Raw genomic sequence first — 22872 nt, forward strand, 5'->3', positions numbered from 1 at the left:
AACAGCTTTTCCCAAAATATTTGAACACCGGAGATCTAAGAATGGGCACTTTCTTTATTTTGAAGAAGGATTATACTACAGGGTGTTTTTGAAGGGAAGGCGTGTGGATTACTCAAAAGAGCTCAATCCGGCCCAGCTTGAGGCCGTAAGGACTCTTTTTGGGCCGATTTTAGTCATAGCTGGGGCGGGTTCTGGAAAGACTCGCACCTTGGTTTACCGGGTAGCCCGTCTGGTGGAAGAAGGCGTTCCTCCGGAAAAGATCCTTCTTTTAACCTTTACCCGTAAGGCTTCTCGGGAGATGCTGCGACGGGCGGCTATGATCTTGGACGCCTCTTGTGAGCGCGTATCCGGTGGCACTTTTCATTCCCTGGCCCATAGTATGCTTAGAGAGTACGGACATCTCATAGGCTATGGGCCGAATTTTACTGTGCTTGACCGTGGGGATACCGAGGACGCCATCAACCTTTTGAGGGCCGCCCTCGGATTTTCGGAAAAGAGCAAGCGTTTTCCGAAAAAGTCAACCTTGGCCTCCCTTTTCAGTAAGGCTGTAAACCAGGGAAAAACCATTTCCGAACTCCTTGAAAGGGAATATCCCCATTTTCTAGATCATCTTCCTGATATAGAGCGGTTATTTGCTGAATACCAGCGCTACAAGCAGGAACATCAACTTATGGACTACGATGATTTGCTTCTCAACTGGTACCGTGTCCTTCTCGAAAATCGGGCGGTACGAAGAGAAATCTCTCAGCGCTTTGAGTTCATTATGGTGGACGAATATCAGGACACCAACCGCCTCCAGGCCGAAATTGTGAGGCTCATGGCCGAAGGACACGGAAACGTAATGGTGGTGGGAGATGACTCCCAGAGCATTTACGCCTTCCGGGGCGCCAATTTTAGAAATATCCTGGAGTTCCCGAAACTCTTTCCTGGGACCCGTATCATAAAGCTTGAGGAGAACTATCGGAGCACTCAGCCTATTTTGGATCTGGCCAACGCGGTCATCGAAAGGGCCCGTGAGAAATACACTAAGTGTCTTTTTACACGAAAGAAAGGTGGTCGGAAACCTAAAATTTATCGTGCCCGGGATGAGGCCGATCAGAGTAGCTTTGTGGCCCAACGCATTCTGGAACTCCGGGAGGAAGGCGTGCCCCTTTCAGAAGTGGCCGTTCTCTTCCGGGCGGCCTTTCACTCCTTCGATCTCGAACTCGAACTTGCCAAGAGGGATATTCCTTTCGTAAAGTATGGAGGTTTGAAACTAATTGAGGCCGCACATATCAAAGATGTGGTCGCTCATCTCCGGATCTTACTCAACCCTTACGATTTTCTTTCTTGGAACAGGGCCTTGCTTCTGCTTGAGGGCGTGGGCCCGCGGAGCGCAGAGAGGATCATAGCCCACCTTCGGTCTTCCTCGGATCCCATTCGGGCTCTTTCGGAGTTTAGGGCCAAGCCATCCTTTGAAAGGCACCTTGCGGCCTTGGCTGAAGTCCTGAGGGAGCTCCAGAAGTTGTCTTCGGTGGAAGAAAAACTCGAAAAGCTGGTGGACTACTATTCTCCCATCCTTGAGCGGGTCTATCACGATGACTATCCCAAACGTGAGAGGGATCTCGAGAGTTTGATCACGCTTTCTCATAAGTACGGAGATTTAGCGGAGTTCCTTACGGATCTGGCCCTTGAGCCTCCAGAATCATCAGTGGCCGGTCTTGAGCCTGAGACCGAGGACGAGGACCATATGGTGCTCTCCACCATCCACTCCGCCAAGGGACTTGAGTGGCACACGGTCTTCGTGATTTCGCTTTCTGAAGGTCGGTTTCCTTCGGCCTATGCCGCCGGCAGTGAGGAGGAACTTGAGGAAGAAAGGCGCCTATTTTACGTGGCTGTAACTAGAGCCCGTGAAAATCTCTATCTTTGCTATCCGGTAACCGGTTATGTGCCGGGAGAAGGTCGGGTCATCCTCAAACCCTCCCGTTTTCTGGAAGAGTTGCCAGGTTCTTTATTTGAGCCTTACCGAGATGAAAAGCCAGAAGAAGATCTTTCCGAGGAAACTGGCAGTGAGTTCAGGCCGGGTGATCTGGTCTGGCACCCCCGTTTCGGAGAAGGCGAAGTCCGTGACGTTCTCAGCGAAGAAAAGATTCGCGTCCATTTTATCACCCACGGCGAAAAGACCCTCCATCTTAAGTTTGCCCGCTTGGAGAGACTCTAGAACCTAAAATTCGGGCCTTTGACGTCCTTCCAGTAAGAGCGGGTGAGGATGATCATCATGGGAAAGAGTTCTAAACGTCCCGCGAGCATACAGAAAGTGAGGACCAGTTTGGATAGATCGGGTAAATGGGCGAAGTTCTGGGTAGGCCCCACTTTCGCCAGTCCTGGTCCAATGTTGTTTAAGGTGGCGGCTACGGCCGAAACTCCGGTCTCAAGATCAACTCCCTGAGCACAGACGATAAATGAGGCTGCAAGAAATATCAAGAGATAAAGGGCCAAGAATCCGAAAAGACTCTGGATCACTTCCTGCGGAACCCTTTCGCCCTGATATTTGAGGGTTTCCACTGCTCGGGGGTGTAGGAGCTTTCGGAACTGGATCTTTATAAATCTAAAGAAAAGGAGCATACGGACCTGTTTGACGCCGCCTCCGGTAGATCCGGCCATACCACCGAAGCACATGAGGATCACCATCATGAGTCTCAAAATCTGGGGCCAGGCATCGTAGTCCGCGGTGCCGTAACCGGTGGTGGTCATAATGGAGACTACCTGAAAAGTTCCGTAACGGAAGGCCGAAATAAGCCCGTATTTTGGTAGAGTGAAGATCAGACAGAGCAGGGTAGCGAGCAGAGTGACCATAAAATAGAACCGAAATTCTTCGTCTTGAAGATAGACTTTGAGGTCACCTTTCAAGGCCCGGTAATGCAAAGCGAAGTTGGTACCCGCAAGGAACATGAAAAAGGTTACTACGTAGTCTATGTAGGCTGAATCGAAGGCCCCTATACTTGCGGTCCGTGTGGAAAAACCCCCGGTAGCCATGGTGGTGAAGGCGTGGGATATAGCTTCGTAGGGAGAAAGACCTCCCAACAGTAGAAGCAGGGTTTCTACGAGGGTGAAGAGCACATAAACGCTCCACAAGATGCGGGCAGTGTCCTGAATACGAGGGGTGAGGCGGTCCTTGACCAATCCCGGTACTTCGGCCTGATAAAGCTGGGCCCCTCCGATCCCGAGAAATGGTAGTATGGCTAGCGACAACACAATAATGCCCATACCACCAAGCCACTGGCTAAGAGAACGCCAGAAAAGAAGTCCTCGGGGAAGGTTCTCCAGTTTTTCGAAGACCGTGGAACCGGTGGTGGTGAAACCGGAAACAGATTCGAAAAGGGCGTCCACCGGCGAAAGGACTCCGGAAAGGATATAGGGCAGGGCCCCTATGGCACCGGCAAGGATCCACGAGAAGGCCACTACTGCAAACCCTTCCCGGTAACCCAGGTCTTCCTCGCTTTTTATGGAAAAAATAAGGATGGCCCCTAGCGAGGCCGAAACGGCCGCTGAGACCGGAAAGACCCACCAGATACTCTCGTGATACCAAAGGGCTATTAAAAGGGGAAGAAGTAAAGCTACCGAAAAAAAGAGGAGGAAACCCCCTAGAAAGTAGAGAAGGACTCCGAGTTTCATAATTCGAAGATCTTTTCTACCTTAGAAAGACCCTTGCGGAGACCTATGATCACCAAGAGATCTCCGCTTTTTATGACGGTTTCTCCGGAAGGGATGAGGACTTCGCCGTTACGGTAAAGGGCCCCCACAATAGTATCTTCGGGAAGGTCGAGTTCTCGGATCTTTACGCCCTCCTCAAATGTCCTTTTCGGTGGGACTTCAATTTCCTCCACCTCTACCATGGTTTCCAGAAAACTGGTTACAGAAAATATCCGGCTGCTTTTTACAAACCGCAGGATCTGATCCGAAGTTACCAGGCGAGAGGAGAGGGTCTTATCAATTCCTAAAGGATTAAGAAGGGGGATAAAATCCGGGTGATCCACGCGAATGATGACCCTTTGGGCCCCATAATGTTTGGCCAGCAGGGCCGAAAGGATATTTACGGTGTCGCTATTGGTTACCGAGATCACCAAATCTGCCCTATCTAGCCCCTCTTTGATCAGTTCCTGGGCCTCAAGGCCATCAACATTGAGAACTAGGGCTCGGGAAAGGCTCTCAGAAAGGAGTTCACAACGTTCAAGATCGGTTTCTACTACTACTACTTCTTCTACTTCTTTTTCCAGTTGTTCGGCCACGAGTTTGCCCACCTTGCCGCCGCCAATGACAAAAACCTTTTTGGGAGGGGCAAGTTTTATTCCTAAAAGATGTTCAATGGCCTTGAGGTCTTTCTTTTTTAAGATCAGAAAGACTCTATCTTGTGGTCTCAGAATGGTATCTCCCCGAGGGATGATGGTTTTACCCTTTCGCACGATAGCCACGATGAGGAAAGCGTAAAGTTTGCGGAGTTCCATGAGATCCGAAATCTTAACTCCAGCAAGAGCCGTTTTGGGCCTTACCTGATAGCCAATAAGAAGGATCTGTCCTCCACCAAATTCTTCCCAGTCGGAAAGTTGAGAGAACCGGGAAAGCCGGACGATTTCCTCCGCAAGCGCTCGCACAGGGTTGACGATTAGATCTAGTCCTAGTTTTTCCTCGTTCAAGGGCGACTCCGGTGAGAGATATTCCTCACTCTTTACCCGAGCGATCTTTCGGGGAACGCCATATTCCCGGGCTAGGAGACAGGAAATGAGGTTGATCTCGTCGCTGTTGGTGACCGCAATAAAGAGATCGGCCTCCCGTATACCGGCTTCCTCAAGGGTCTTGGCGGAGGCTCCGCTTCCCTTTACCGCAAGGATGTTGAGTTTTTCGAGGCGTTTTATTTTTTGAGTATTGGTTTCGATGATCACTACCTGGTGGCCTTCGGCCGAAAGCCTTTCGGCTAGGTGATAGCCTACCTCTCCAGCTCCCACGATAAGGATGCGTTTCATACCCGGAAAGGTTAGCCCAAACTTTAGCAGAAGCAAACCCCATGCTAAAATGAATTTTAAATGACAAAAATCTTTGAGGTCCGAAGTTTAAGCTATACCTATCCCGATGGCCGGCAGGCCCTTCGAGGGGTAAACCTGGAGGTCTTTTCTGGGGAAGCGGTAGCGATTATTGGTCCCAACGGGGCTGGCAAATCTACCTTGCTTTTGGCCTTGGCCGGTCTCATTCCCGTAGAGGGAGAAGTCCTCTATAAAGGCCGTCACTTAAATGGTCTCAAGGACCCTCGACGACTGGAGATTGGGATCCTCTTTCAAGATCCGGACACCCAGCTTTTTTCCCTTACGGTCTATGAGGATGTGGCCTTTGGTCCTAGGCAGATGGGCTTTTCCGAGGAGGAGGTTCACCGCCGGGTGAAGGAGGCCCTTGAGAAGGTTGGCCTTTCTGGCTTCGAAGAGCGCAGTCCTCATCACCTGAGTTTTGGAGAGCGGCGGCGGGTTGCCCTGGCCACTGTGCTTTCTATGCAACCCGACGTCCTGCTCCTTGATGAACCTACCAGTAACCTCGATCCCCGGGCCCGAAAACAGTTTTTGGAGCTCATGAAAGGTCTTAGGCTTACGCGAATCGTTGCCACTCACGACTTGGAACTGGCCTATGAGACGGCTGATCGGGTAGTGGTTCTTTATCAGGGAAAGGTCGTGGCTTGCGGAAGGCCATCGGATGTGATCCTGAACGAAAAGCTTCTCAAGAGTTATGGCCTTGAGCTCCCCCTTTTTGTAAGATACTTGAAAGGCGAGGTTGAATATGCCCGAAAAGATAAGGCTTCCCTCTTATCTACGCCAGACGCTTTATAAAAGAAATCTTCAGATCAATTCTTTCGATAAGCTCCCCAGGCCTATAAGGGCTGAAGTGCTTTTTAAGAAAAAGGAGATTCTCGCCTTTCATCAAGGAAAACCTTTTAAGGCTCTAGTCGAAGAAGGTGCGGGGAAGGAACTTAAAATAGCATTTTCAGAGGATAAACCTACGATCAAACCCAACGAAAACTTAGTCCTGGTGGTGGCCACTCCCAAAGAGCGCTATGTCCTTCAAGGGAAGGTAGAAGAAGTGGTAGATGATCATAAAGTAAAACTTGCCATCACTAACCCCAGAATGGAGGAAAGGTTAGAGATTCCTCGTGAAGAAGCGGTTTTCATATCTTTTTTACCTATTTCACTCTTTGAAGCCCTTTTTTCGGAAAGATATTTCCTCCTTAGAGATACCAATATCTCCAAAGAAACCTTTGAGATTGTGAACAAAGGATACGTATACGACCTCATTATAGACCAGAACGAAAATGTAGTGGATGAATTTTCAGAGATCTTGAAGACTTCCGGGTTAGTAACCTTCCTCAAGGATATTTCTAGAGGCGGGGCCTGCGTTTTTGCCAAAAAAGTCCTTTCTTTTGATTGGCACGTTTTGCCAATTTATTTGAGGGGCAGTATTAATGTCTCCGATGAGAAGGGTTTCACCTTGGGATTAGTGGGTATGACTCGCCAGATAAGAGTAGAGGGTTCACAGACCTTTTTTCATATCATGTGGGCAAGGCCTCTTCCGGAAGAGGTTTTTGCCTTCATTAAAGCACTTTTTTCTTAAATTCTTCAAAGCCCAATCTTTCTATGATGGTCCCGAGGCGTTCTCCCTTTTGGTTCTCTTCTTGATACACTTTAAGTACCCGCTCGAGTATTGAAAGCACACCTTCGATGTCGGTAAAGGGTACGAGCTCGGTGGCCAATCTCGGTCGTCTTCCGAGTTTGCCCCCCACGAGGATACGATAACCCCGGTTGGCCTCTCGCAGGGCCCCGGTAGGGCAGATCCGGGTGCAGGCTCCGCAGGCCACACAACGCTCCTCGTCCACCAAGGGACCGGCCTCCGATAGCCTTATGGCCTCCTCCTCGCAAACCTCAAGGCAGGACTCACAAAAACTACATAGGCCTGGTTCTACTTCAAGTAAGATCCGGCCATGAATAGCGAAGTCCTTAATATGAATCTGGGAGCAGGCGTTGGGACACTCTGAAAGTCCTACCCGAAAGGCGTTGTGATGCTTGAGCGGTCCGCCAACTTTTCCTTTTAAGAAATCCGTAAGTCCGGCGGCTTTTAGGATCTCTTCTATCCTGGAAAGCAGCTTTTTTGAATCTGTGAGGGCGTTTTCGCAACCGCTTCCCCCGAAACAGGCTTCTACCGCAAAGCCCTCTCGGGCCTCCGAAGCCTTGCCCCTCAGTGCTTGCTTGGCCTTGAGGAAGTCCTCTTCCGTAACCTCAGTTTTACCCTGAGCGGAGAGCCATTTTTCAACTTCCTGTTTTACCTTTTTTCTGACAAAAAAGGGCACCCGTTTGAGCCAGGCCTCGGCCTCCGGGGTCCATCGCATCCTAAATCTCCTCCTCCTGCAGGATATCGCCTTTTACGCTTACCACCTGGACTTTGATGGGTATTTCAATCCCGGCCCTTCGACGGGCCTCCTCAAGGATCATGGCCAGGCCTCGGCAGCAGGGAACCTCCATAATAACTAAAGTTACGCTCCGGGGTTGGGCTTGCCTTAGAACCTCGCTCAAGCGGGCTACGTATTCTTCCGCGGGATCAAATTTAGGACATCCGATCATGATCTTTTTGCCGGGAAGCATCTTAGTATGAAGCTCTGGATAGGCCACCGGTACGCAGTCGGCGGCGATCAGGAGGTCGGCCCCTTTGAGGAAAGGGGCGGTGGGCGGCACTAGGCGGATCTGGACCGGCCACTGCGTTAGAGCCGAAGGGATTTCAGCCTCAGAGGTCCCAGTAACAACGGCTTCGAATTCCCGTACCTGACTTCTAGGACATCCGCAGGCCAAGGTCTCCTTTGCACGTAAATGCTGTAGGTGCTCTTCCACTGCTTGATGGTCGAATTCTTCGGCTTCCCTTTCCACTATCTTGAGAGCTCCCTTAGGGCAGTTTCCGATACAGGCTCCCAAGCCATCGCACAGTTTTTCCGCTATCAGGCGGGCCTTGCCGTTTATGATCTGAATAGCCCCCTCCGCACAGGCCGGCACACACTGCCCGCAGCCGTCACACAACTCTTCATCAATTTCGATGATCTTCCGTAAAGTCTTAGCCATTTTAATCCTCCTTTAAAAAGTTTTTGGGTTCTGGTTTTTCGCCAAGTCTGGAAATTACGGAAAGGATTTCTTCCCGTAAAACCTCCGGGACATTGGCCTCTTTAAAGACCTGTTGTCTTTCCTTAGAATTCAGGAAAAACAAGTAAGCGGCTATAAGCGGGGCTCCCGGAGAACGCTTTCGCACCTTTGTTAGGGCCTCTACTTTCTGCACCAGTCCTAGAATGCGCTCAAGCCTTTCAAAGTCGTTCCCAACTATCCGTTTCACCGCCAGTCCTACCCGTTCCTTAAGGAGTTCTCCTCGCTGAGCCAGTAGCTCTGGAGGCAGATTTCCCAGACACTGTTCCGCAAACCGACAATAGGCCGCACACCCGAAATCCATGCGGGGGTTAGGTACCTGTTGGCCACAGGCAGGGCACTTCCTTACGGTATCGTCCTTAAAAAACTCGATCTCCTCCCCACAAAAGGGACACGGAGCCTCAAAGATGGCGTCTTCTTTCCAGTATCGGGTATCCTGTCCCGGACAACGCATTTTAAACCTCCTGCAAATTAGGATAAAACTTATTCGCTTTTAGACCTTGATTTAGGTCAAGGGAGGTTTACTCTCCGGGCATAAATGGGGACTGTGACCTCCGGCACAGACCCGTTTAAGGGCCCATCTAAGGAGAATAGGGGTAACGAGAACGCTGGCATAAATAGCCGAAAGCAAGGCCCCGAAGAGGTCCGGGGAGAGAAGTCCGGTTTCAAAGGCCGCGGAGGCCAACACCAGATCCACGCTTCCCCGACCGTTTAAGGCTAGGCCGCAAGCGATAGATTCCCAAAGGTTTCTGGTTCTGAGCCATTGAAAAAAACCGCTTCCGATCACTTTCCCTAGGAGACCTATGGCAAGAAACAGTAAAGCCAGCTCAAGAAATTCCAAAGAAAAGGTCATTTGCAACTGAAAGCCCAAGGAGGCGAAGAAGACTGGCGAAAGGAAACCGAAGGTGAGACCAAAATAGCGTTGCTTCAATTTCTCAAAGACCTCCGGATCGAAAATTTCTTCGCTTACGAACTGTCCTGCAAGAAAGGCTCCCAAGGTTATATGGATTCCAAGTTCTTCGGCTAGATAGGCCAAACCTAAGGCCGCAAGGAGAGAAAAAGTAAAGGCTCGATCTTCATTTTTGATGAAACGTCGAGCCAAAGGAGGGACTAAAAACCTTCCTACTAATACGGTGGAGGCAAAAAAGAGGACGATTTTGAATCCAGACCAAAACAAGGCTCCGTATTCAAAAAGTTTCTTTTGGTAGATTTCAAAGACCGCCGTAAAAGATAGGATGGCGAGAAGCTCTACAAAAAGAGTAGCTGCCAATATCAAGTGTCCAAAGGCCAGGCGATGAAGCTCGAATTTCTTTAGAATCAAGAGGTTAATTGCGATGGCGGACACCGAGAGAAGGAGCCCTAGAACCAAGGCCTGAAGATAGGGTATTCCCATGAGAAGACCTAAGCCGAGACCGAGGCCAAAGGGCAAGAAGAAGCCGCCTAGGGCTATGGGGAGGGCTCGGAAAAAATATTTTTCAAGTTCTCGAGGTTCGATCTCAAGCCCGGCGTAAAAGAGGATGAAAAAGGCCCCCAGCTCGGAGAGGAATCTCAAACTTTCGGAGTGGGAAACCACCCCGAAAATGGGGGGGCCCAGAAGAACACCGGCCAGGATCTCTCCTAAGAGCATGGGAAACCCCAAACGCAGGGCCAGCCTACCTAGTCCCCAGGCCGCAAAAAGAAGGAGAAAAAGTTTGGGTAAGAGATGAGCAAAAGCCATAGTTCCATTTTACTACAACCGTGGTCAAAAGGATTTAAAGGATTAATATTTTTAAGAGAATGAAAAAGAAGCAGATTCTGCTACATATCTGTTGTGGTCCGTGTACCCTTTACCCCTTGAAGGTTTTGAGGGAGGAGGGTTTTGAGGCTATAGGTTTTTTCTATAACCCCAACATTCATCCTTATCGTGAGTTCCGGCGGCGTATTTCGGCCTTGAGACAGGTGGCCGAAAAAAAGGACTTGGAGGTCATCTGGAACAGAGACTACGGTCTAAGGACTTTTTTGCGGGAGGTCATTTTCCGGGAAGACGATCGTTGTGAGGTCTGCTACTACCTAAGACTCAGGGAGACCGCACGGCTGGCCGCGGAACTCAAGGCCGAGGCCTTTACCACTACCCTTCTCTACAGTCCCTTCCAAAAGCATGAACTCATCCGTGACATCGGAGAAGCCCTAGCGGCCCAGTTTAAGGTTACTTTTTTCTATCAGGATTTCCGGCCCGGATATCGTAAGGGCCAAGAAGAGGCCATCACCCTGGGTATCTATCGTCAGCCTTATTGCGGCTGTATATTCAGCGAGGAGGAGCGCTACGACAAGAAACTTCGCCGAAGGAGGCAACGCCATGAATCCTTTCACCGAATTAGCTAAAATGCTCATCTTCTTCGGGCTGTTTCTTGTCCTGGTCGGTCTTCTAACCTTGGCTCTTCCCAAAATTTCCTCTTGGCCTCGCCTTCCCGGAGATATTCTCATCCGCAAAGGCAATTTCACCTTCTATTTTCCTTTGGCCACCTGCCTACTTTTAAGCCTCCTTTTAACTTTAATTTTCAGTCTTTTAAAGAGATAAATCGAGAATATTATTTTTCGAAAAATAAAAATCCATAGAAATTTAGATTTCTTGATTTTATCTTGACAAAAAGTGCATTTCTTATGGATACTACTTTTAGACAGAAAACTAATAAGGAGGTGTATTATGTTAAAAAGTTTTAGGTTCTTATTTTTAATTTTTATGTTTTTCTGGATATCTTTTTCAAGCTATGCCGATGAAAAAAAGTTGGAGCTCCCCACTGGAAGATTGATTGACAACTTCGATGAATTTGTGGCGACCTTCAGTTCCAAGAAGTGTATGGAATGTCACGAGGACATCTATCACGAATGGGAAAAATCCTTTCATGCGCGTTCGATGGTAGATTCTATCAAGGGTATAGCAAATTTTTTTACGGTTGGAGTTCCTAAAGAATGGCAGAAGGAGCTTAACAAAGAGGAGGTACTCAAGTGTCTAGACTGCCATTTGCCCCAGGTTCGATATGCCACGGAAAGGCTGGCCCTAGAGATAGCGGAATTGATGATCGAGGCCAAAAAGGCCAAAGAGGCCAAAGACGAAGCCCGGTTCAAAAGGGCGGTGGCCAAGCTTTCCAAGTTGAACATCTCCTGTTATGCCTGCCATAATATTGTAGTTCACCGGGCGGCGCCGGGCTGGTTCGGAGAGCCTGATCCGCAGACTATTTATACTGCCAATGAGGATGTAGAGGCCGAGCACCCTACGGAATACACGCCCACCTTGAAAAGTGCGGCCTTTTGTGCCTGGTGCCACGGAGTGTATGTCGCTTCTGATGGCGAAAGTACTATGTGTAACACCCTGTCTCAAAGCTACTATCATGGGTATATCTCCCTTGGAGGGCGCAAGACCTGTCAAGAATGCCATATGTATGCCAAGGGCCGAGGACACCGGTTTCCTGGAGGCCATGACTTGGAAATTGTCAAAGAAGGTCTTGATTTTCAGGCTGAGATCAAAGGGTTCCGTTATGGCGTAGGTAAATGGATTCCGGCAGTGAATGTAGAGGCTTTTCTTACCAATAGAGCCGGACACCGGATACCTGACGGCTGACTTTGGTCAGGCAAGGTGGTCCTGGAAGTGACCGCCAAGGATCCCCGGAGTGATAAAGTCCTCCACCAGGAAAAGAGAGAATTCTTCGAGATCGGTCTGGACATTGAGGGTCGTATGCGATATGGGGCCTGGCAGATCAAGGAAATTTTAGATCTCACTTTGCCCCCTATAAAGACCCGAGAGGAACGCTTTCTTTTTACCCTTCCCAAGGATACCAAAGAGGCGATAATAGAAGTGAAAACTTATTACTGTATAAAAGGCAGTAAGTGCGACCTTATCTATTCTGAAAAGAAGGAGGTTACGTATCCTGAGCTTTAAAACTCTTGAGGAGGGGGGTTCACCCCTCCTCCCTCCTTGGAGGTTTAAGGAATCGGGTCTCCGGAATAATTTCCGGTTTGCCGCAGAAAAAGCCTTGGGCGTAGTGGATACCGAACCTAAAAAGTTCATTGAAGACATGAGCGTCTTCCACCTGTTCGGCCACAAGCTTGAATTTCAAAAGTTTGGTGCAACCGGAGAGGAAGCGCACCACTTCTTGGTCAAACTTATTGGTTACAAGACCTTTTATAAAGCGTCCGTCCACTTTAACTAGATCCCATGAAATTTCACGAAGGAGGAAGAGGTTTGAGATTTCTACTCCGAAATCGTCTAAACCCAAATTAAAACCGTTGCTTTTGAGAAAATGGAGCTTAGAAGACAAAGCCAGGGGAGAGAATGGGCTTTTTCGTTCGGTGATTTCTAGAATTACCGCCTCGTGGAGGATCTCAAGTTCTTTGGTCCAGCGAAGCAGATCACTTTCCAATTCTCGAAAGAGATATTCTAGAGAAATATTAATAGAAAGTTTTTCTATTTCAGGAGATTCCTTAAGAACGGCTAAAGCTTTGTAAAGAATTTGCCGATCCATTTCTCGAAATAGTCCTAGGGTCTCCACCGCAGGCATAAAGACTTGGGCCGGAAAGGTGTCGTTTTCGGATACATAGCGGGCTAGGACTTCATAAAAGACCACCTTTTTGGTGTGAATGTCTATGATAGGCTGAAGAGCCAGGGCCAGTTCTCCGCGGGAGATGGTTTTGAAGATTTCACTCTCAATGATCATTCTTTTAGAATTTTCTTCGCCCAAAAGGATTAAGGGTTCCTGGGCTAAGCGGGCCTTGGGAAGGAGTTTTAAGTGTTGATTCAGGATCTCAGGTATCCATTGAGTCCCGCAAACTATGCGAGTTATGATAGCCACCCTGATCGAAAAGACGATTTCACCATCGTCGTAAACCAATTGATTGAGTTTTTTGTAAAGTCGTTCGGAGATTTTGGCGCCTTCGCTACTTCGTTTGACGGAACAAACTGCCCAGAAGAGGCCTTTATTAGTAGTGCCCAAAATATCGTATTTTCGGAGTATACGTTTGAGCTCTTGGGCTACGAAGGCCACTACTTTCTGGACGCCATAGACTCCATAAACGTTTTGGAGGACATCCAAACTTTGTATTTCGATTAGTGAAATAGCGACGAAGTGGTCTTCTCTAAGACATCGAGACATTTCGGCTGAAAGGGCTCTTTTAAAACCTTGTTCATTGAAAAAGCCAGTGAGAGGATCAAGTAGAAGGAGCGCTTGAGCTCTGTTAAGTTCTTCTTCGCACTCTGATAGGCGCTTTTTTAAGATTTCGAAATAGTTACTCATGAGTTATCTTTTTTATTTATAACTTAAAAGGAGCCTTAAAAACAAGTATGCACATTAAGGAGATACCAGAAGATTTCATAGTCTATGAGGTAGCCGACATTCATCCTGAAGGACAAGGGAATTACGCCCTATATCGCTTAAAAAAACGCGACCTTACTACCTGGGATGTTTTAGGCGAGATAGCTCGAAAGCTACGGCGGCGACAGGACGAGATCGGCTATGGAGGCCTCAAGGATCGTCATGCCGTCTCTTATCAGTTTGTGACTATCCCCCAGGGGCCCAAAAAGGATCTTCACGGCGAAGGTTGGACCTTGGAATACCTAGGGAAGGTCTCCTCTCCCATGTCGAAGGCCAGACTTCAGGGAAACCTTTTTGAGATCACGGTTAGAGAGGTAGAAGCCTCCGAAGAAGAGCTTTCGCAAGAGGTGGAGGCGGTTAAGCGTTTCGGGCTTCCTAACTATTTTGATGAACAACGGTTCGGATCTGTTAGACATGGCCAGGGTTTTGCCGCTAGGGAGGCTGTCCTTGGAAACTATGAAAGAGCCCTTTATCTTCTGCTGGTTGAGGGTTCCCAATACGAATATCGCCGCACCGAGAAGTTTCGGGAATGCCTGCGTCGTAATTGGCCTAAGGTGGAATCTTGCCTTGAGTTGGCTCCCAGTCCTTGGGAGAGGCGTCTCCTTGAATTTCTGGTCGCCCATAAGCCTAGCAAGAGGACTTTTAAACGGGCTTTTGCTTTGATAGATGCCGAGTACCTTCTCATGTTAGCCCATGCTTACCAGGCCTACCTCTGGAATGAGATCCTAAGGCGATATCTTAACAGAAGAAATTTAGACCACTTCACTGTTCCTTATCTCCTTGGCGAGTTTGCCTTTTATGAGAAATTGTCCCCAGAGGCTCTAGAGGAGTTAAGCTCTTTGAGACTGCCTTTGCCCAGCCCGAGGCTCAAACTGACTCCTGATGTGAGAATCCTTTACGAGGAGGTCCTTACACGAGAGGGCATTCCAGCCCTGTCAAAACTTCGGACTTTGGTCAAAGGCCTGGTCTTCAAAACGTATCCCCGGGAGGCTGTTATATTTCCAGAGGGGCTTACCTTTAGCTTACAAGAGGACGAAAGACATCCCGGAAAGAAGAAAGCCGTTTTTCGGTACTTCCTCCCCAAGGGATCCTATGCCACTTTGGTCCTCAAAAGGATTTTTAGGAGAGGATACTTTTGATGGCAACGCTTCTTGTGCGTCTTCCAAACTGGCTTGGAGATGCCGTTATGGCCACCCCGGTGCTCAAGGCCTTGGCCCGGGAAGGGGAATTTTTGGTTCTGGGGCGGCCTTTTTTGAAGCCCCTTTTCGAAGTTTTTCCAGGGGTCAAAGGGTTTATTCCCTTGGCAAACGGGAAGCTTGGAATCTTTCGGACGGCTAAGGCGATCAGGCCCTATGGTTTCAAGCGCGGTCTGCTTCTTCCCAATTCCTTTTCTTCGGCGCTTATTTATTTTCTGGCGGGGATTCCGGAAAGAATGGGCTACCCTACTGATGGCCGACGATACCTTCTGACTAAGGCTGTGAGGCCTCCTCGTCTAAAACTCCACCAGCGGGATTATTATCTCCACCTTATTTCGTCTCTGGGGTATGAGATCAGGGATAGAGAGCTTGAACTTTTTATCCCAGAGAAAATGCAAGTTTACACTGCAAGCCTTTTAAGTGAGCTCCCGGGGCCTTATGCCGTCCTGGCCCCGGGAGCGGCGTATGGGCCGGCCAAGCGCTGGCCACCGGACCGTTTCCGAGCGCTTGCGGTGGAATTTATCCGGCGGGGTTTTTCGGTGGTGGTGGTGGGTGGTCCGGCCGAAAGAGTTGCCGGAGAAAAGATCCTTGCGGATCTCCCTCATAGTCGCAATCTTTGTGGACGTACCGATCTTCTTGCGGTTTCGGCCGTAATTGCCAAGGCAGCCGTTTTTGTCTCAAACGATTCCGGGCTCATGCATGTAGCGGCGGCGTTGAAAAGGCCCCAGGTGGCCATCTTTGGCTCTACCGACCCGGAGGCCACGGGCCCTCTGAACCCTCGTGCCAAAATTGTAAAGAAGGATCTTCCCTGCAGCCCCTGTCTCAAAAGAACCTGTAAAAGGGGGTATATCTGCCTTACAGAGATTTCGGTGGAGGAGGTCTTGGAAAAAGCCTTGGAGGTCTGCAATCCATGAGACCAGTAGTTTTTCTGGACCGAGACGGCACCGTAAACGAAGAAGTGGGCTATCTGAACCATATTTCGCGCCTGAAGATTATTCCGGGCGCAGCCGAAGGAATAAAGCGGCTTAAGGCGGCCGGTTTTGCCGTAGTCATCGTGACCAATCAGACCGGTCCAGCCAGAGGGTATTTTCCGGAAAGCCTGGTGCATGAAGTCAACCGAGAGCTCTTGAAGAGACTTTCTGTCGAAGGTGCGGAGGTGGATGGGGTTTATGTCTGTCTTCACCTTCCTGATGCCGGCTGCGATTGCCGTAAACCGAAGCCTGGAATGGTCCTCAGGGCCGCGGAAGAGCTGGATCTCGATCTCTCCCGCTCCTATGTGGTGGGTGATCGTTGGGTGGATATTGAGCTGGCCCAAAGAGTAGGAGCCAGGGGGGTTCTAGTACTTACTGGCTACGGCCGAGGAGAACTGGAATACGTGTTACCACAGAAGGGGCTTAAGCCCCATATTGTAGCGCAGGATCTTCGGGAGGCCGCAGATCTTATTCTTGAAGATCTGGGCTCACTCCGATAAAATCCTTTCTATAGTCGCAAGAAGGGCCTGATGAGAGAAAGGTTTAATGATGGCACCGTTGAATCCGAATTCCTTGTATTTTTCCATCACTGGGTCTTGAGAATAGCCACTGACCACAATAGCCTTAACTTCCGGGAAAAGTTTCCGTAGTTTGGGTAAAAGGTCTCGGCCTCCCAGACCTCCTGGCACGGTTAGATCAAGGATCACCAGATCGAAGGGGGTTCCGGCGTCCAGGGCTTGTTTGAAGATCGTCAGGGCCCGTTCTCCGTTCTCGGCGGTCTCTACCTCAAAACCGGAAAGCCTAAGGATCTCGGCCACGGGTTCCCTTACACCTTCCTCGTCGTCCATAATGAGGATTCGGGCAGAGCAGGTTTTAGTCCCAGCCTCGTAGGGTTTCTCGTGAGTTTCCACTTTCCCTTCAGGGTTGGCCGGAAGGAGGATCCGGAAAATTGCGCCTTTTCCTGGCGGAGATTCTGCTAGAATCCTTCCGTTGTGGGCTTCCACGATGCGGTGACAACTAAAGAGCCCCAGCCCAGAGCCGCCCTCCTTGGTGGTGAAGAAGGGTTCAAAGATGTGAGGCAGTATGTTTTCTGGAATTCCCGGCCCGGTGTCCTCGATTTCGATTTCAAGATAAGGACCAGGCGGAAGACCGAAGGGATTGGGAGAATCGAGCTTGACATTCCGGGCCCGGATGTAAACCTTCCCGCCCTCGGGCATGACCTGACGGGCATTGAGAAGGATGTTGTGTAGACAAATGCTCATCTGATCCGGATCAACCTCCGTCGGCCACAGATCGAGGGGAAAGTCTATCTCGGCCTTGATTTTTGACCCCGAAAGGGCAAAGCTAATATTTTCTTGTATACACTCGACAAGAGAGACCATACGCTTTACCGGGCCGCCGCCGGTGGTATAGGTCAGAAGCTCGCGGGTGAGAGTTTTGGCCGTAAAACAGGCCCGCTCGGCCTTGTTCACCGTCTCCTCAAGCTCTCGATCCTTTAGCTTTAGACGAATGACATTGAGGTAACCAACAATGGCCGAAAGGAGATTGTTGAAGTCGTGGGCTACCCCGGAGGCCAGGAGGCTCAGGGTCTCAAGCCGCGAGGCCTTGAGGGCCTCTTCTTCGAGTCGTTTCCGGGCGGTGATGTCCCGTAGTACAATTACGCTTCCCAGGACCTCGTTGGCCTCTGAATGCACGGGTGTGGCTACTCCTTCTACAAGCAGGGTTCTTCCAGATGGTAGTTTGAGTTCGGCTTCTTTGAAGCTTATTAGCTTATTTTCAACCGAAGCCCAATGTAGGATATCTCTACAAAGACGCGATTTCTTTTCTTTTGTTTTTAAAGAAATGAGTTCACAAAAAGATTTCCCAAGCGCAATTTGGGCGCTTATTTCTAGAAGTCTTTCGGCCGCAGGATTTAGGAGCGTGATTCGGCCAGTGATATCGGTGACGATTACGGCATCCGTAAGAGAACGCAATATGACCGCCAGCCGTTCCTTTTCTTCGGAGGTCGCTCTTTCGGCCCGCCGTCTTTCCTCGACCTCTTCCTCTAGATTCCGGGTAGTTTTTTCAAGGTGAAGGGTCCGTTCACTTACCAGGGATTCCAGGTGATTTCGGTGTTTCTTTAGTTCTTGGTAGGCCCTGGAAAGACGTTTGTTGAGCGAAAAGATATAGAAGGCAGTTAGGGCCGCGATTATGGTTGCAAGGGCTAGGCTGATGATGAGCTTGAGGTATTTTTCCCTAGCCTCATACATGAGCTGGGCCTTGAGTTCCGCATAGGGGCCCACACCCAGTTCTCGTAGGCACTCGTGCACCGGCTGATAGTTGTGGGGAATGGTCCAAGCCGCGCCGGTGGCCCTGGCCACCTCAGAATCTTTGGGTAGGGCCAGGAGCACGGAAGCCAAAACCTCGGCCACCTCATCCTTCAAGGTCGGAGCCCGGGCCAGGGGCCATTCGGGGTAAATAGGAGTGCTGAGCCACAAATCAAATCCGGGTGCTCTTTGGGGATGGATGAGCTTTAGGTCCTTGAGGCGTATTTTGCCTTCGGCGGACATGGCCTCAAGGATGTCCGTTCGCACGCACCCCACATCCACCACGCCCTTCAGCACGGCATAGACCACGGCGTCATGAGTCTTATAAAATTGAACCTTAAAGTCCCTCCCCCGCTTGAGGCCCGCCTGCATGAATTCTCGCCACTGCATGAGCCAGCCTCCAAAGGAGGCCGGATCCACAGTGCCTACTAGAGGTTTAACCTTTTTAAAGTCTTCAAGAGTAGATAGATATCTGTGCTCCGAGCGGGTAAAGATGACCCCTCCAAAACGGGTATAGGTTTTTCCGAACTTGAGGTTTTTCATGGTCACAATCGGTGAAAGCCCGCAGCAGGCCTTAAATTCCATATACATGGCCGGGTTGGCCAGTACTAGATCCGCCTGGCCCTTTTGGACCGCCTCCTTCAAAGCCTCGAAAGGAAGAGGTTCCAGTTTGATGGTGTAAGGAGTGGTCTCATGGAGATAATCAACTAAGGGTTGCCACCTTTTAATGGCGGCCTCTTTTCCTCTTTTGGCGAGGACGGCAAAGGTTATAGTTTGGGCTGAAACCGCGACAGGGCTAAAAACGAGGGATATCCAGAGGAAAACAAGATGAATTACCAACATAAATCCATAATATTTCTAGAAAGCCTTAAATACAAGCTCAGGCCGGATCAAAATTGGGAAAGCCCTTCCTTATAAAGAAGGATTTATCCTTTGATACACCCGAGGGGTAAGAGTTTCACCACTTTTCGGGTAAGGCCGGCCCGGCAGGTGGCCTCGATCACCTGGGTAACATCTTTATAGGCCTCCGGGGCTTCCTCTGCGGCCCCGCGCTTGCTTTTGGCCCGCACGATGATGCCCCGCTTTCGCAGATCATCGATGACCCTCTCGCCCCGGAAGCGTTTTAAGGCCTGGTGACGGCTCATGGTGCGACCGGCTCCGTGGCAGGCCGAACCGAAGGCCTTTTTCTCTCCCTCCTCCGTTCCGGCCAGAATGTAGGAGGCCGTACCCATGGAACCCCCGATGATCACTGGCTGGCCCACCTCACGGTAAGCTTCAGGAAGTTCCTTTCGTCCCGGTCCCCAGGCCCGGGTGGCCCCCTTCCGGTGCACGTAAAGCCTCCGGGGTTTGCCGTCTATCTCGTGGACCTCCACCTTGCAGGTGTTGTGGCTCACGTCATAAAGAAGGGTGACCCGGGCGTGCTTGAAGAAAGCGTTTATGACTTCTCGCACGAGGTGCGTGATGACCTGCCGGTTGGCGAGTGCACAGTTCACCCCGCAGGCCATGGCCTTGAAGTATTTTTCTCCCTCCGGGGAACGGATGGGAGCACAGACCAGCTCTTTTTCTTTGATGGGAATCCCGTACTTGCGGGAGGCCTTGGCGAGCACCTGGAGGTAATCGGTGGCGATCTGGTGCCCTAGGGCCCTAGAGCCACAATGAATGGTGATGACCACATCGTCCTTCTCAAGGCCAAAGGCCTCCGCTATTTTCCGGTCGTAAACCTCGGCCACATACTGGATCTCGAGATAATGGTTTCCAGACCCCAAGGTCCCTACCTGTCGGTGTTGCCTGCGCTTGGCCTCCATAGAGACACAAGACGGATCAGCTCCGGGAAGGCAACCTTTCTCCTCGATGTATTCGAGATCTTCGGGTTCGCCGTAGCCTTTTTCTACTGCCCAGCGGGCCCCGCCTACCAAGACTTCGTCCAGTTTTTGTGGCGAAAGTCGGATTTCGCCCTCGGAACCTACTCCCGAGGGCACGGTTTCGAAGAGTTCGTCCACCAGGCGCTCAAGAACCGGTAGAACCTCCTCGCGTTTGAGGCCGGTCCTAAGAGTTCTTACCCCGCAGGAGATGTCGTAGCCTACCCCGCCCACAGAGATGATACCGCCTTCGTCTGGATCAAAGGCCGCTACTCCTCCGATGGGAAAGCCGTAGCCCCAATGGGCATCCGGCATAGCGATGGAGGCGCGAACGATTCCCGGAAGACAGGCCACATTGGTGACTTGCTCATATACCTTATCGTCCATGTCTTCGATTAGATCCTGGCTAGCGAAAACTCTTCCGGGAACCCTCATTTCCCCTCGGGGAGGGATTTCCCATTCATAATCGTTTATTTTTTTAAGTTTTTTTATTTCCATGACTGCCCCTTAGGGGATCGGACCGCGATTTTAATATAAGTTGGTTTTCATGCCGGGTAAAGGTGGAGGTTTCCGTATCGGTCGCAAGCTGCCCGGAAGTCCTCCGGAAGATACACCGTGGTATAGTCTCCAATGATGAGGGCCGGACCAGAGACTTCGGCCTCCACTGGAAGCTCGTCCCAGAGATAAACCGGTGTTCTTAGACGCTTTTGGGGGGAAACTAAGAGTTCGGTAGTTTCGATGCTTCTTAATTCTTGGCCGCCCTGAAAGAGGGGCCATTCTAAAGGGGGCCTTTTTTGGATGATCGTGAGTCTTAAAGCGGTTGCCTCTATTGGGGTGTCGGGGAGTCGGTATCCGTAAAGCCTTTCATGTTCCCTATGGAAGTCTTCTTCAAAGGTCGGGGAAAAGGGCACTGTAATTTCAAAAGACTGGCCTCGATAGCGTAAATCCACCTTTTCTTCAAAAATCAAGTCTTTGGTTATACCCAAGGCCCTAAGTTCACTTTCGGCCCGGGCTCTTAGTTCTGAAAAACCTTTCTTTAGAGTTTCATAGTCCGGAGAAATTTTTAGGCTCAAACCTTTTGAGAAATCGAACCTTGGTTCGGAGGTGAGGATACCCAGAGCCGAAAGCACACCGGAGAGTTTGGGAATGAGCACTCTAGGAATGTTAAGCCTTTTGGCAAGCTCAGCCGCGTGCAGGCCACCGGCTCCGCCGAAGGCTGTAAGCACAAACTCTCGAGGATCGTATCCTCTCTCAAGGGAAACTTTGCGTAGGGCCTTTTCCATATTGGTGTTTACGATCTCTAATATCGCCAGGGCTAAGGCCTCGGGGGTAAGACCACGGTTTCTCGTAAGCTCGACCAAGGCCCTTTCTGCGAGATCTAGTTTTAGCAACATACGGCCTGCGAGAAAGCGATGGGGAAGGAGGCGTCCGGCAAACAGGTTGGCGTCAGTAACAGTGGGCCGGGTTCCTCCCCGAGCGTAACACGCCGGTCCGGGATCGGCTCCGGCGCTCTGCGGCCCAACCCTTAAGGCTCCGCCGGGGTCAAACCAAGCGATGGAACCTCCGCCAGCTCCGATGGTATGGATGTCTATAAGGGGCAGGGCCACGGGGTGTCCCTCAAGTTCGTATTCCCGGGTGTAAGTGGGGCCTTGGTCACAAAGGGAGACATCTGTGGAGGTGCCCCCCATGTCAAAGGTAAGGATGCGATTGAAACCAAGGGCTTGGGCTAGTTTTACCGCTCCGGCTACGCCGCCTGCAGGGCCGGAAAGCAAGGTCATGACCGCCCGCTCGGCCACCGCCTCCGCTGGCATGAGCCCACCGTTTGACTGCATAATAAAGATCCGCCTTCCGGGAAGTTCGCGCGAGAGCCTGGCCACATATCTTTCCATCACCGGGGCCAGATAGGCGTTAAGGAGGGTGGTCGTCGTACGCTCGAACTCTCGGAACTCAGGTCGTACTTCCGAGGATAGGGAAATGTGGAGCTCCAGATCGGAAAGAGCTTCCCGGATCTGCCTTTCATGTTCCGGGAAGAGGTAAGCGTGAAGCAGACAAATCGCTACGGCCTCGGGATTTTTCTTGCGGACCCAATTACGGATCCGCTCGAGTTCCTCTTGAGTAAGAGGAGTTTCTACCGTGCCATCGGCCAGTACCCGTTCGTTTACCCCAAGAATTCGACTTTTAGCCACTACTGGCCGGGGTTTTTCTACCATGAAGTTGTAGAGTTCCGGTCGGTTCTGGCGTCCAATAAAGATCACATCCTCGAATCCCCTGGTGGTAAGGAGAACCACCTTCGCTCCCCGGCGAGTAAGAAAAGCGTTGGTGCCTACGGTGGTCCCGTGGAATACTTCTTTAACCTTTTTGCCGGCTTGGCTTTCGAGGTCTTTGATACCCGAAAGTATGGCCTGGGAGGGATCTCCTGGTGTGGAGGGCACTTTGTGCGTTAAGAGGCGGCCTTCGGCCTCCGCTACAAAGTCCGTAAAGGTTCCTCCGGTGTCAACCGCCACCCGCATTAGAGGGTTACCTTTTCCACTTCTCCGGTCTCGGTGTCATAGAGGGCCAAAGTAGGGGGGCCTTCCTTGCCTAGGAGCTCTCCGGGGTTTATGAGTGTGGCTCGGCCGTGTTTAAGGACCTTGTAGACATGGGTATGTCCGCAAAGGACGAGATCGTAATCTCCTGTGGCTGCAAAACCGCGGGCCAGGTCTGGATAGTGCACCATGGCGATGGCGAGCCCTGCAACCTCAAGAAAGGCGAATTCGCCATGAAAGTGGACATTTTCGAAACGGGCCACCTGTTTTTCAAGAAGATGAGGGTCTCCTCGGTTGTTCCCTAAAATAAGGTGAACCGAGCCCGGGAATTCCGCTAGCACCGGAATCATAAAAGGCGAGATCAGGTCCCCGCAGTGGAAGAGTATTTTCGCTCCGGCCTCGCGGGCCTTGCCGATAGCTGTGCGAAGATGGGGAATATGATCATGGCTGTCGCTCACGATGGCGAACTTCATAG

Annotated in this window: 20 protein-coding genes; 9 read left to right on the forward strand and 11 right to left on the reverse strand. The window is 50.6% G+C overall.

The window, feature by feature from the left end:
* Nucleotides 1-88: 88 nt before the first annotated feature.
* Entirely contained in the window at nucleotides 89-2200 is a 2112-nt protein-coding gene (locus tag TDIS_RS01515) for an ATP-dependent helicase (protein WP_068668817.1), read from the forward strand.
* Here TDIS_RS01515 and TDIS_RS01520 read toward each other — a convergent pair.
* Entirely contained in the window at nucleotides 2197-3654 is a 1458-nt protein-coding gene (locus tag TDIS_RS01520) for a TrkH family potassium uptake protein (RefSeq protein ID WP_068668552.1), read from the reverse strand. The genes TDIS_RS01515 and TDIS_RS01520 overlap by 4 nt on opposite strands.
* Nucleotides 3651-5000 (reverse strand): Trk system potassium transporter TrkA, encoded by a 1350-nt coding sequence (trkA, locus tag TDIS_RS01525; RefSeq protein WP_068668818.1) that lies wholly within the window; start codon nucleotides 4998-5000, stop codon nucleotides 3651-3653. Before trkA ends, TDIS_RS01520 begins: the two co-directional genes overlap by 4 nt.
* Before the next feature lie 60 nt (nucleotides 5001-5060).
* Here trkA and TDIS_RS01530 point away from each other — a divergent pair, with 60 nt between their 5' ends.
* Together TDIS_RS01530 and TDIS_RS01535 are read left to right on the forward strand one after the other, a co-directional pair.
* Complete coding sequence (locus TDIS_RS01530) at nucleotides 5061-5849, forward strand: energy-coupling factor ABC transporter ATP-binding protein (RefSeq protein WP_068668554.1); 789 nt, start codon at nucleotides 5061-5063, stop codon at nucleotides 5847-5849.
* Nucleotides 5800-6627, forward strand: coding sequence for a hypothetical protein (locus TDIS_RS01535; protein WP_068668556.1), 828 nt, complete (start codon nucleotides 5800-5802; stop codon nucleotides 6625-6627). Before TDIS_RS01530 ends, TDIS_RS01535 begins: the two co-directional genes overlap by 50 nt.
* On the opposite strand, the gene TDIS_RS01540 is transcribed toward TDIS_RS01535, so the two are convergent.
* From TDIS_RS01540 to TDIS_RS01555, 4 genes are read right to left on the reverse strand one after another with little or no spacing between them, the layout of a single operon-like run.
* Nucleotides 6608-7399 (reverse strand): 4Fe-4S binding protein, encoded by a 792-nt coding sequence (locus TDIS_RS01540; protein WP_068668558.1) that lies wholly within the window; start codon nucleotides 7397-7399, stop codon nucleotides 6608-6610. The two genes, TDIS_RS01535 and TDIS_RS01540, sit on opposite strands and share 20 nt — an antisense overlap.
* Before the next feature lies 1 nt (nucleotide 7400).
* Complete coding sequence (locus TDIS_RS01545) at nucleotides 7401-8120, reverse strand: 4Fe-4S binding protein (protein ID WP_068668560.1); 720 nt, start codon at nucleotides 8118-8120, stop codon at nucleotides 7401-7403.
* 1 nt (nucleotide 8121) lies between these two features.
* On the reverse strand, nucleotides 8122-8649 hold the full coding sequence (locus TDIS_RS01550; RefSeq protein WP_068668562.1) for an FmdB family zinc ribbon protein: 528 nt from the start codon (nucleotides 8647-8649) through the stop codon (nucleotides 8122-8124).
* Between the two features lie 51 nt (nucleotides 8650-8700).
* The gene (locus TDIS_RS01555; protein ID WP_068668563.1) at nucleotides 8701-9912 is read right to left on the reverse strand and encodes a cation:proton antiporter; all 1212 of its coding nucleotides are present in this window, start codon (nucleotides 9910-9912) and stop codon (nucleotides 8701-8703) included.
* A 59-nt stretch (nucleotides 9913-9971) separates the two neighbouring features.
* On the opposite strand from TDIS_RS01555, the gene TDIS_RS01560 reads away from it, so the two are divergent.
* From TDIS_RS01560 to extKL, 3 genes are all read left to right on the forward strand, one after another.
* The gene (locus TDIS_RS01560) at nucleotides 9972-10556 is read left to right on the forward strand and encodes an epoxyqueuosine reductase QueH (protein WP_068668567.1); all 585 of its coding nucleotides are present in this window, start codon (nucleotides 9972-9974) and stop codon (nucleotides 10554-10556) included.
* 1 nt (nucleotide 10557) lies between these two features.
* Entirely contained in the window at nucleotides 10558-10752 is a 195-nt protein-coding gene (locus tag TDIS_RS01565; RefSeq protein WP_244147462.1) for a DUF2905 family protein, read from the forward strand.
* 126 nt (nucleotides 10753-10878) lie between these two features.
* A complete protein-coding gene (extKL, locus tag TDIS_RS01570) occupies nucleotides 10879-12111 on the forward strand; it encodes a multiheme c-type cytochrome (seleno)protein ExtKL (protein WP_248595816.1) in 1233 nt (410 codons plus the stop codon).
* Between the two features lie 19 nt (nucleotides 12112-12130).
* On the opposite strand, the gene TDIS_RS01580 is transcribed toward extKL, so the two are convergent.
* Nucleotides 12131-13462, reverse strand: a complete 1332-nt coding sequence (locus tag TDIS_RS01580) for an EAL domain-containing protein (protein WP_068668577.1) — start codon at nucleotides 13460-13462, stop codon at nucleotides 12131-12133.
* 47 nt (nucleotides 13463-13509) lie between these two features.
* On the opposite strand from TDIS_RS01580, the gene truD reads away from it, so the two are divergent.
* From truD to TDIS_RS01595, 3 genes are read left to right on the forward strand one after another with little or no spacing between them, the layout of a single operon-like run.
* Entirely contained in the window at nucleotides 13510-14679 is a 1170-nt protein-coding gene (gene truD, locus TDIS_RS01585) for a tRNA pseudouridine(13) synthase TruD (protein ID WP_068668578.1), read from the forward strand.
* Nucleotides 14679-15650, forward strand: coding sequence for a lipopolysaccharide heptosyltransferase II (waaF, locus tag TDIS_RS01590; protein ID WP_068668580.1), 972 nt, complete (start codon nucleotides 14679-14681; stop codon nucleotides 15648-15650). Before truD ends, waaF begins: the two co-directional genes overlap by 1 nt.
* Nucleotides 15647-16207, forward strand: coding sequence for a D-glycero-alpha-D-manno-heptose-1,7-bisphosphate 7-phosphatase (locus tag TDIS_RS01595; protein ID WP_068668582.1), 561 nt, complete (start codon nucleotides 15647-15649; stop codon nucleotides 16205-16207). Before waaF ends, TDIS_RS01595 begins: the two co-directional genes overlap by 4 nt.
* Here TDIS_RS01595 and TDIS_RS01600 read toward each other — a convergent pair.
* From TDIS_RS01600 to TDIS_RS01615, 4 genes are all read right to left on the reverse strand, one after another.
* Nucleotides 16196-18856 (reverse strand): PhnD/SsuA/transferrin family substrate-binding protein, encoded by a 2661-nt coding sequence (locus TDIS_RS01600; protein ID WP_068668584.1) that lies wholly within the window; start codon nucleotides 18854-18856, stop codon nucleotides 16196-16198. The two genes, TDIS_RS01595 and TDIS_RS01600, sit on opposite strands and share 12 nt — an antisense overlap.
* A gap of 83 nt (nucleotides 18857-18939) precedes the next feature.
* Nucleotides 18940-20370: an RtcB family protein gene (locus TDIS_RS01605; RefSeq protein ID WP_068668586.1), complete on the reverse strand. Its 1431-nt coding sequence runs from the start codon at nucleotides 20368-20370 to the stop codon at nucleotides 18940-18942.
* Between the two features lie 47 nt (nucleotides 20371-20417).
* Nucleotides 20418-22382: a hydantoinase/oxoprolinase family protein gene (locus tag TDIS_RS01610; protein WP_068668588.1), complete on the reverse strand. Its 1965-nt coding sequence runs from the start codon at nucleotides 22380-22382 to the stop codon at nucleotides 20418-20420.
* Complete coding sequence (locus tag TDIS_RS01615) at nucleotides 22382-22870, reverse strand: YfcE family phosphodiesterase (RefSeq protein ID WP_068668590.1); 489 nt, start codon at nucleotides 22868-22870, stop codon at nucleotides 22382-22384. Before TDIS_RS01615 ends, TDIS_RS01610 begins: the two co-directional genes overlap by 1 nt.
* Between the last annotated feature and the right edge of the window lie 2 nt (nucleotides 22871-22872).

Source organism: Thermosulfurimonas dismutans (genome assembly GCF_001652585.1).
Taxonomy (GTDB): Bacteria; Desulfobacterota; Thermodesulfobacteria; order Thermodesulfobacteriales; family Thermodesulfobacteriaceae; genus Thermosulfurimonas; species Thermosulfurimonas dismutans.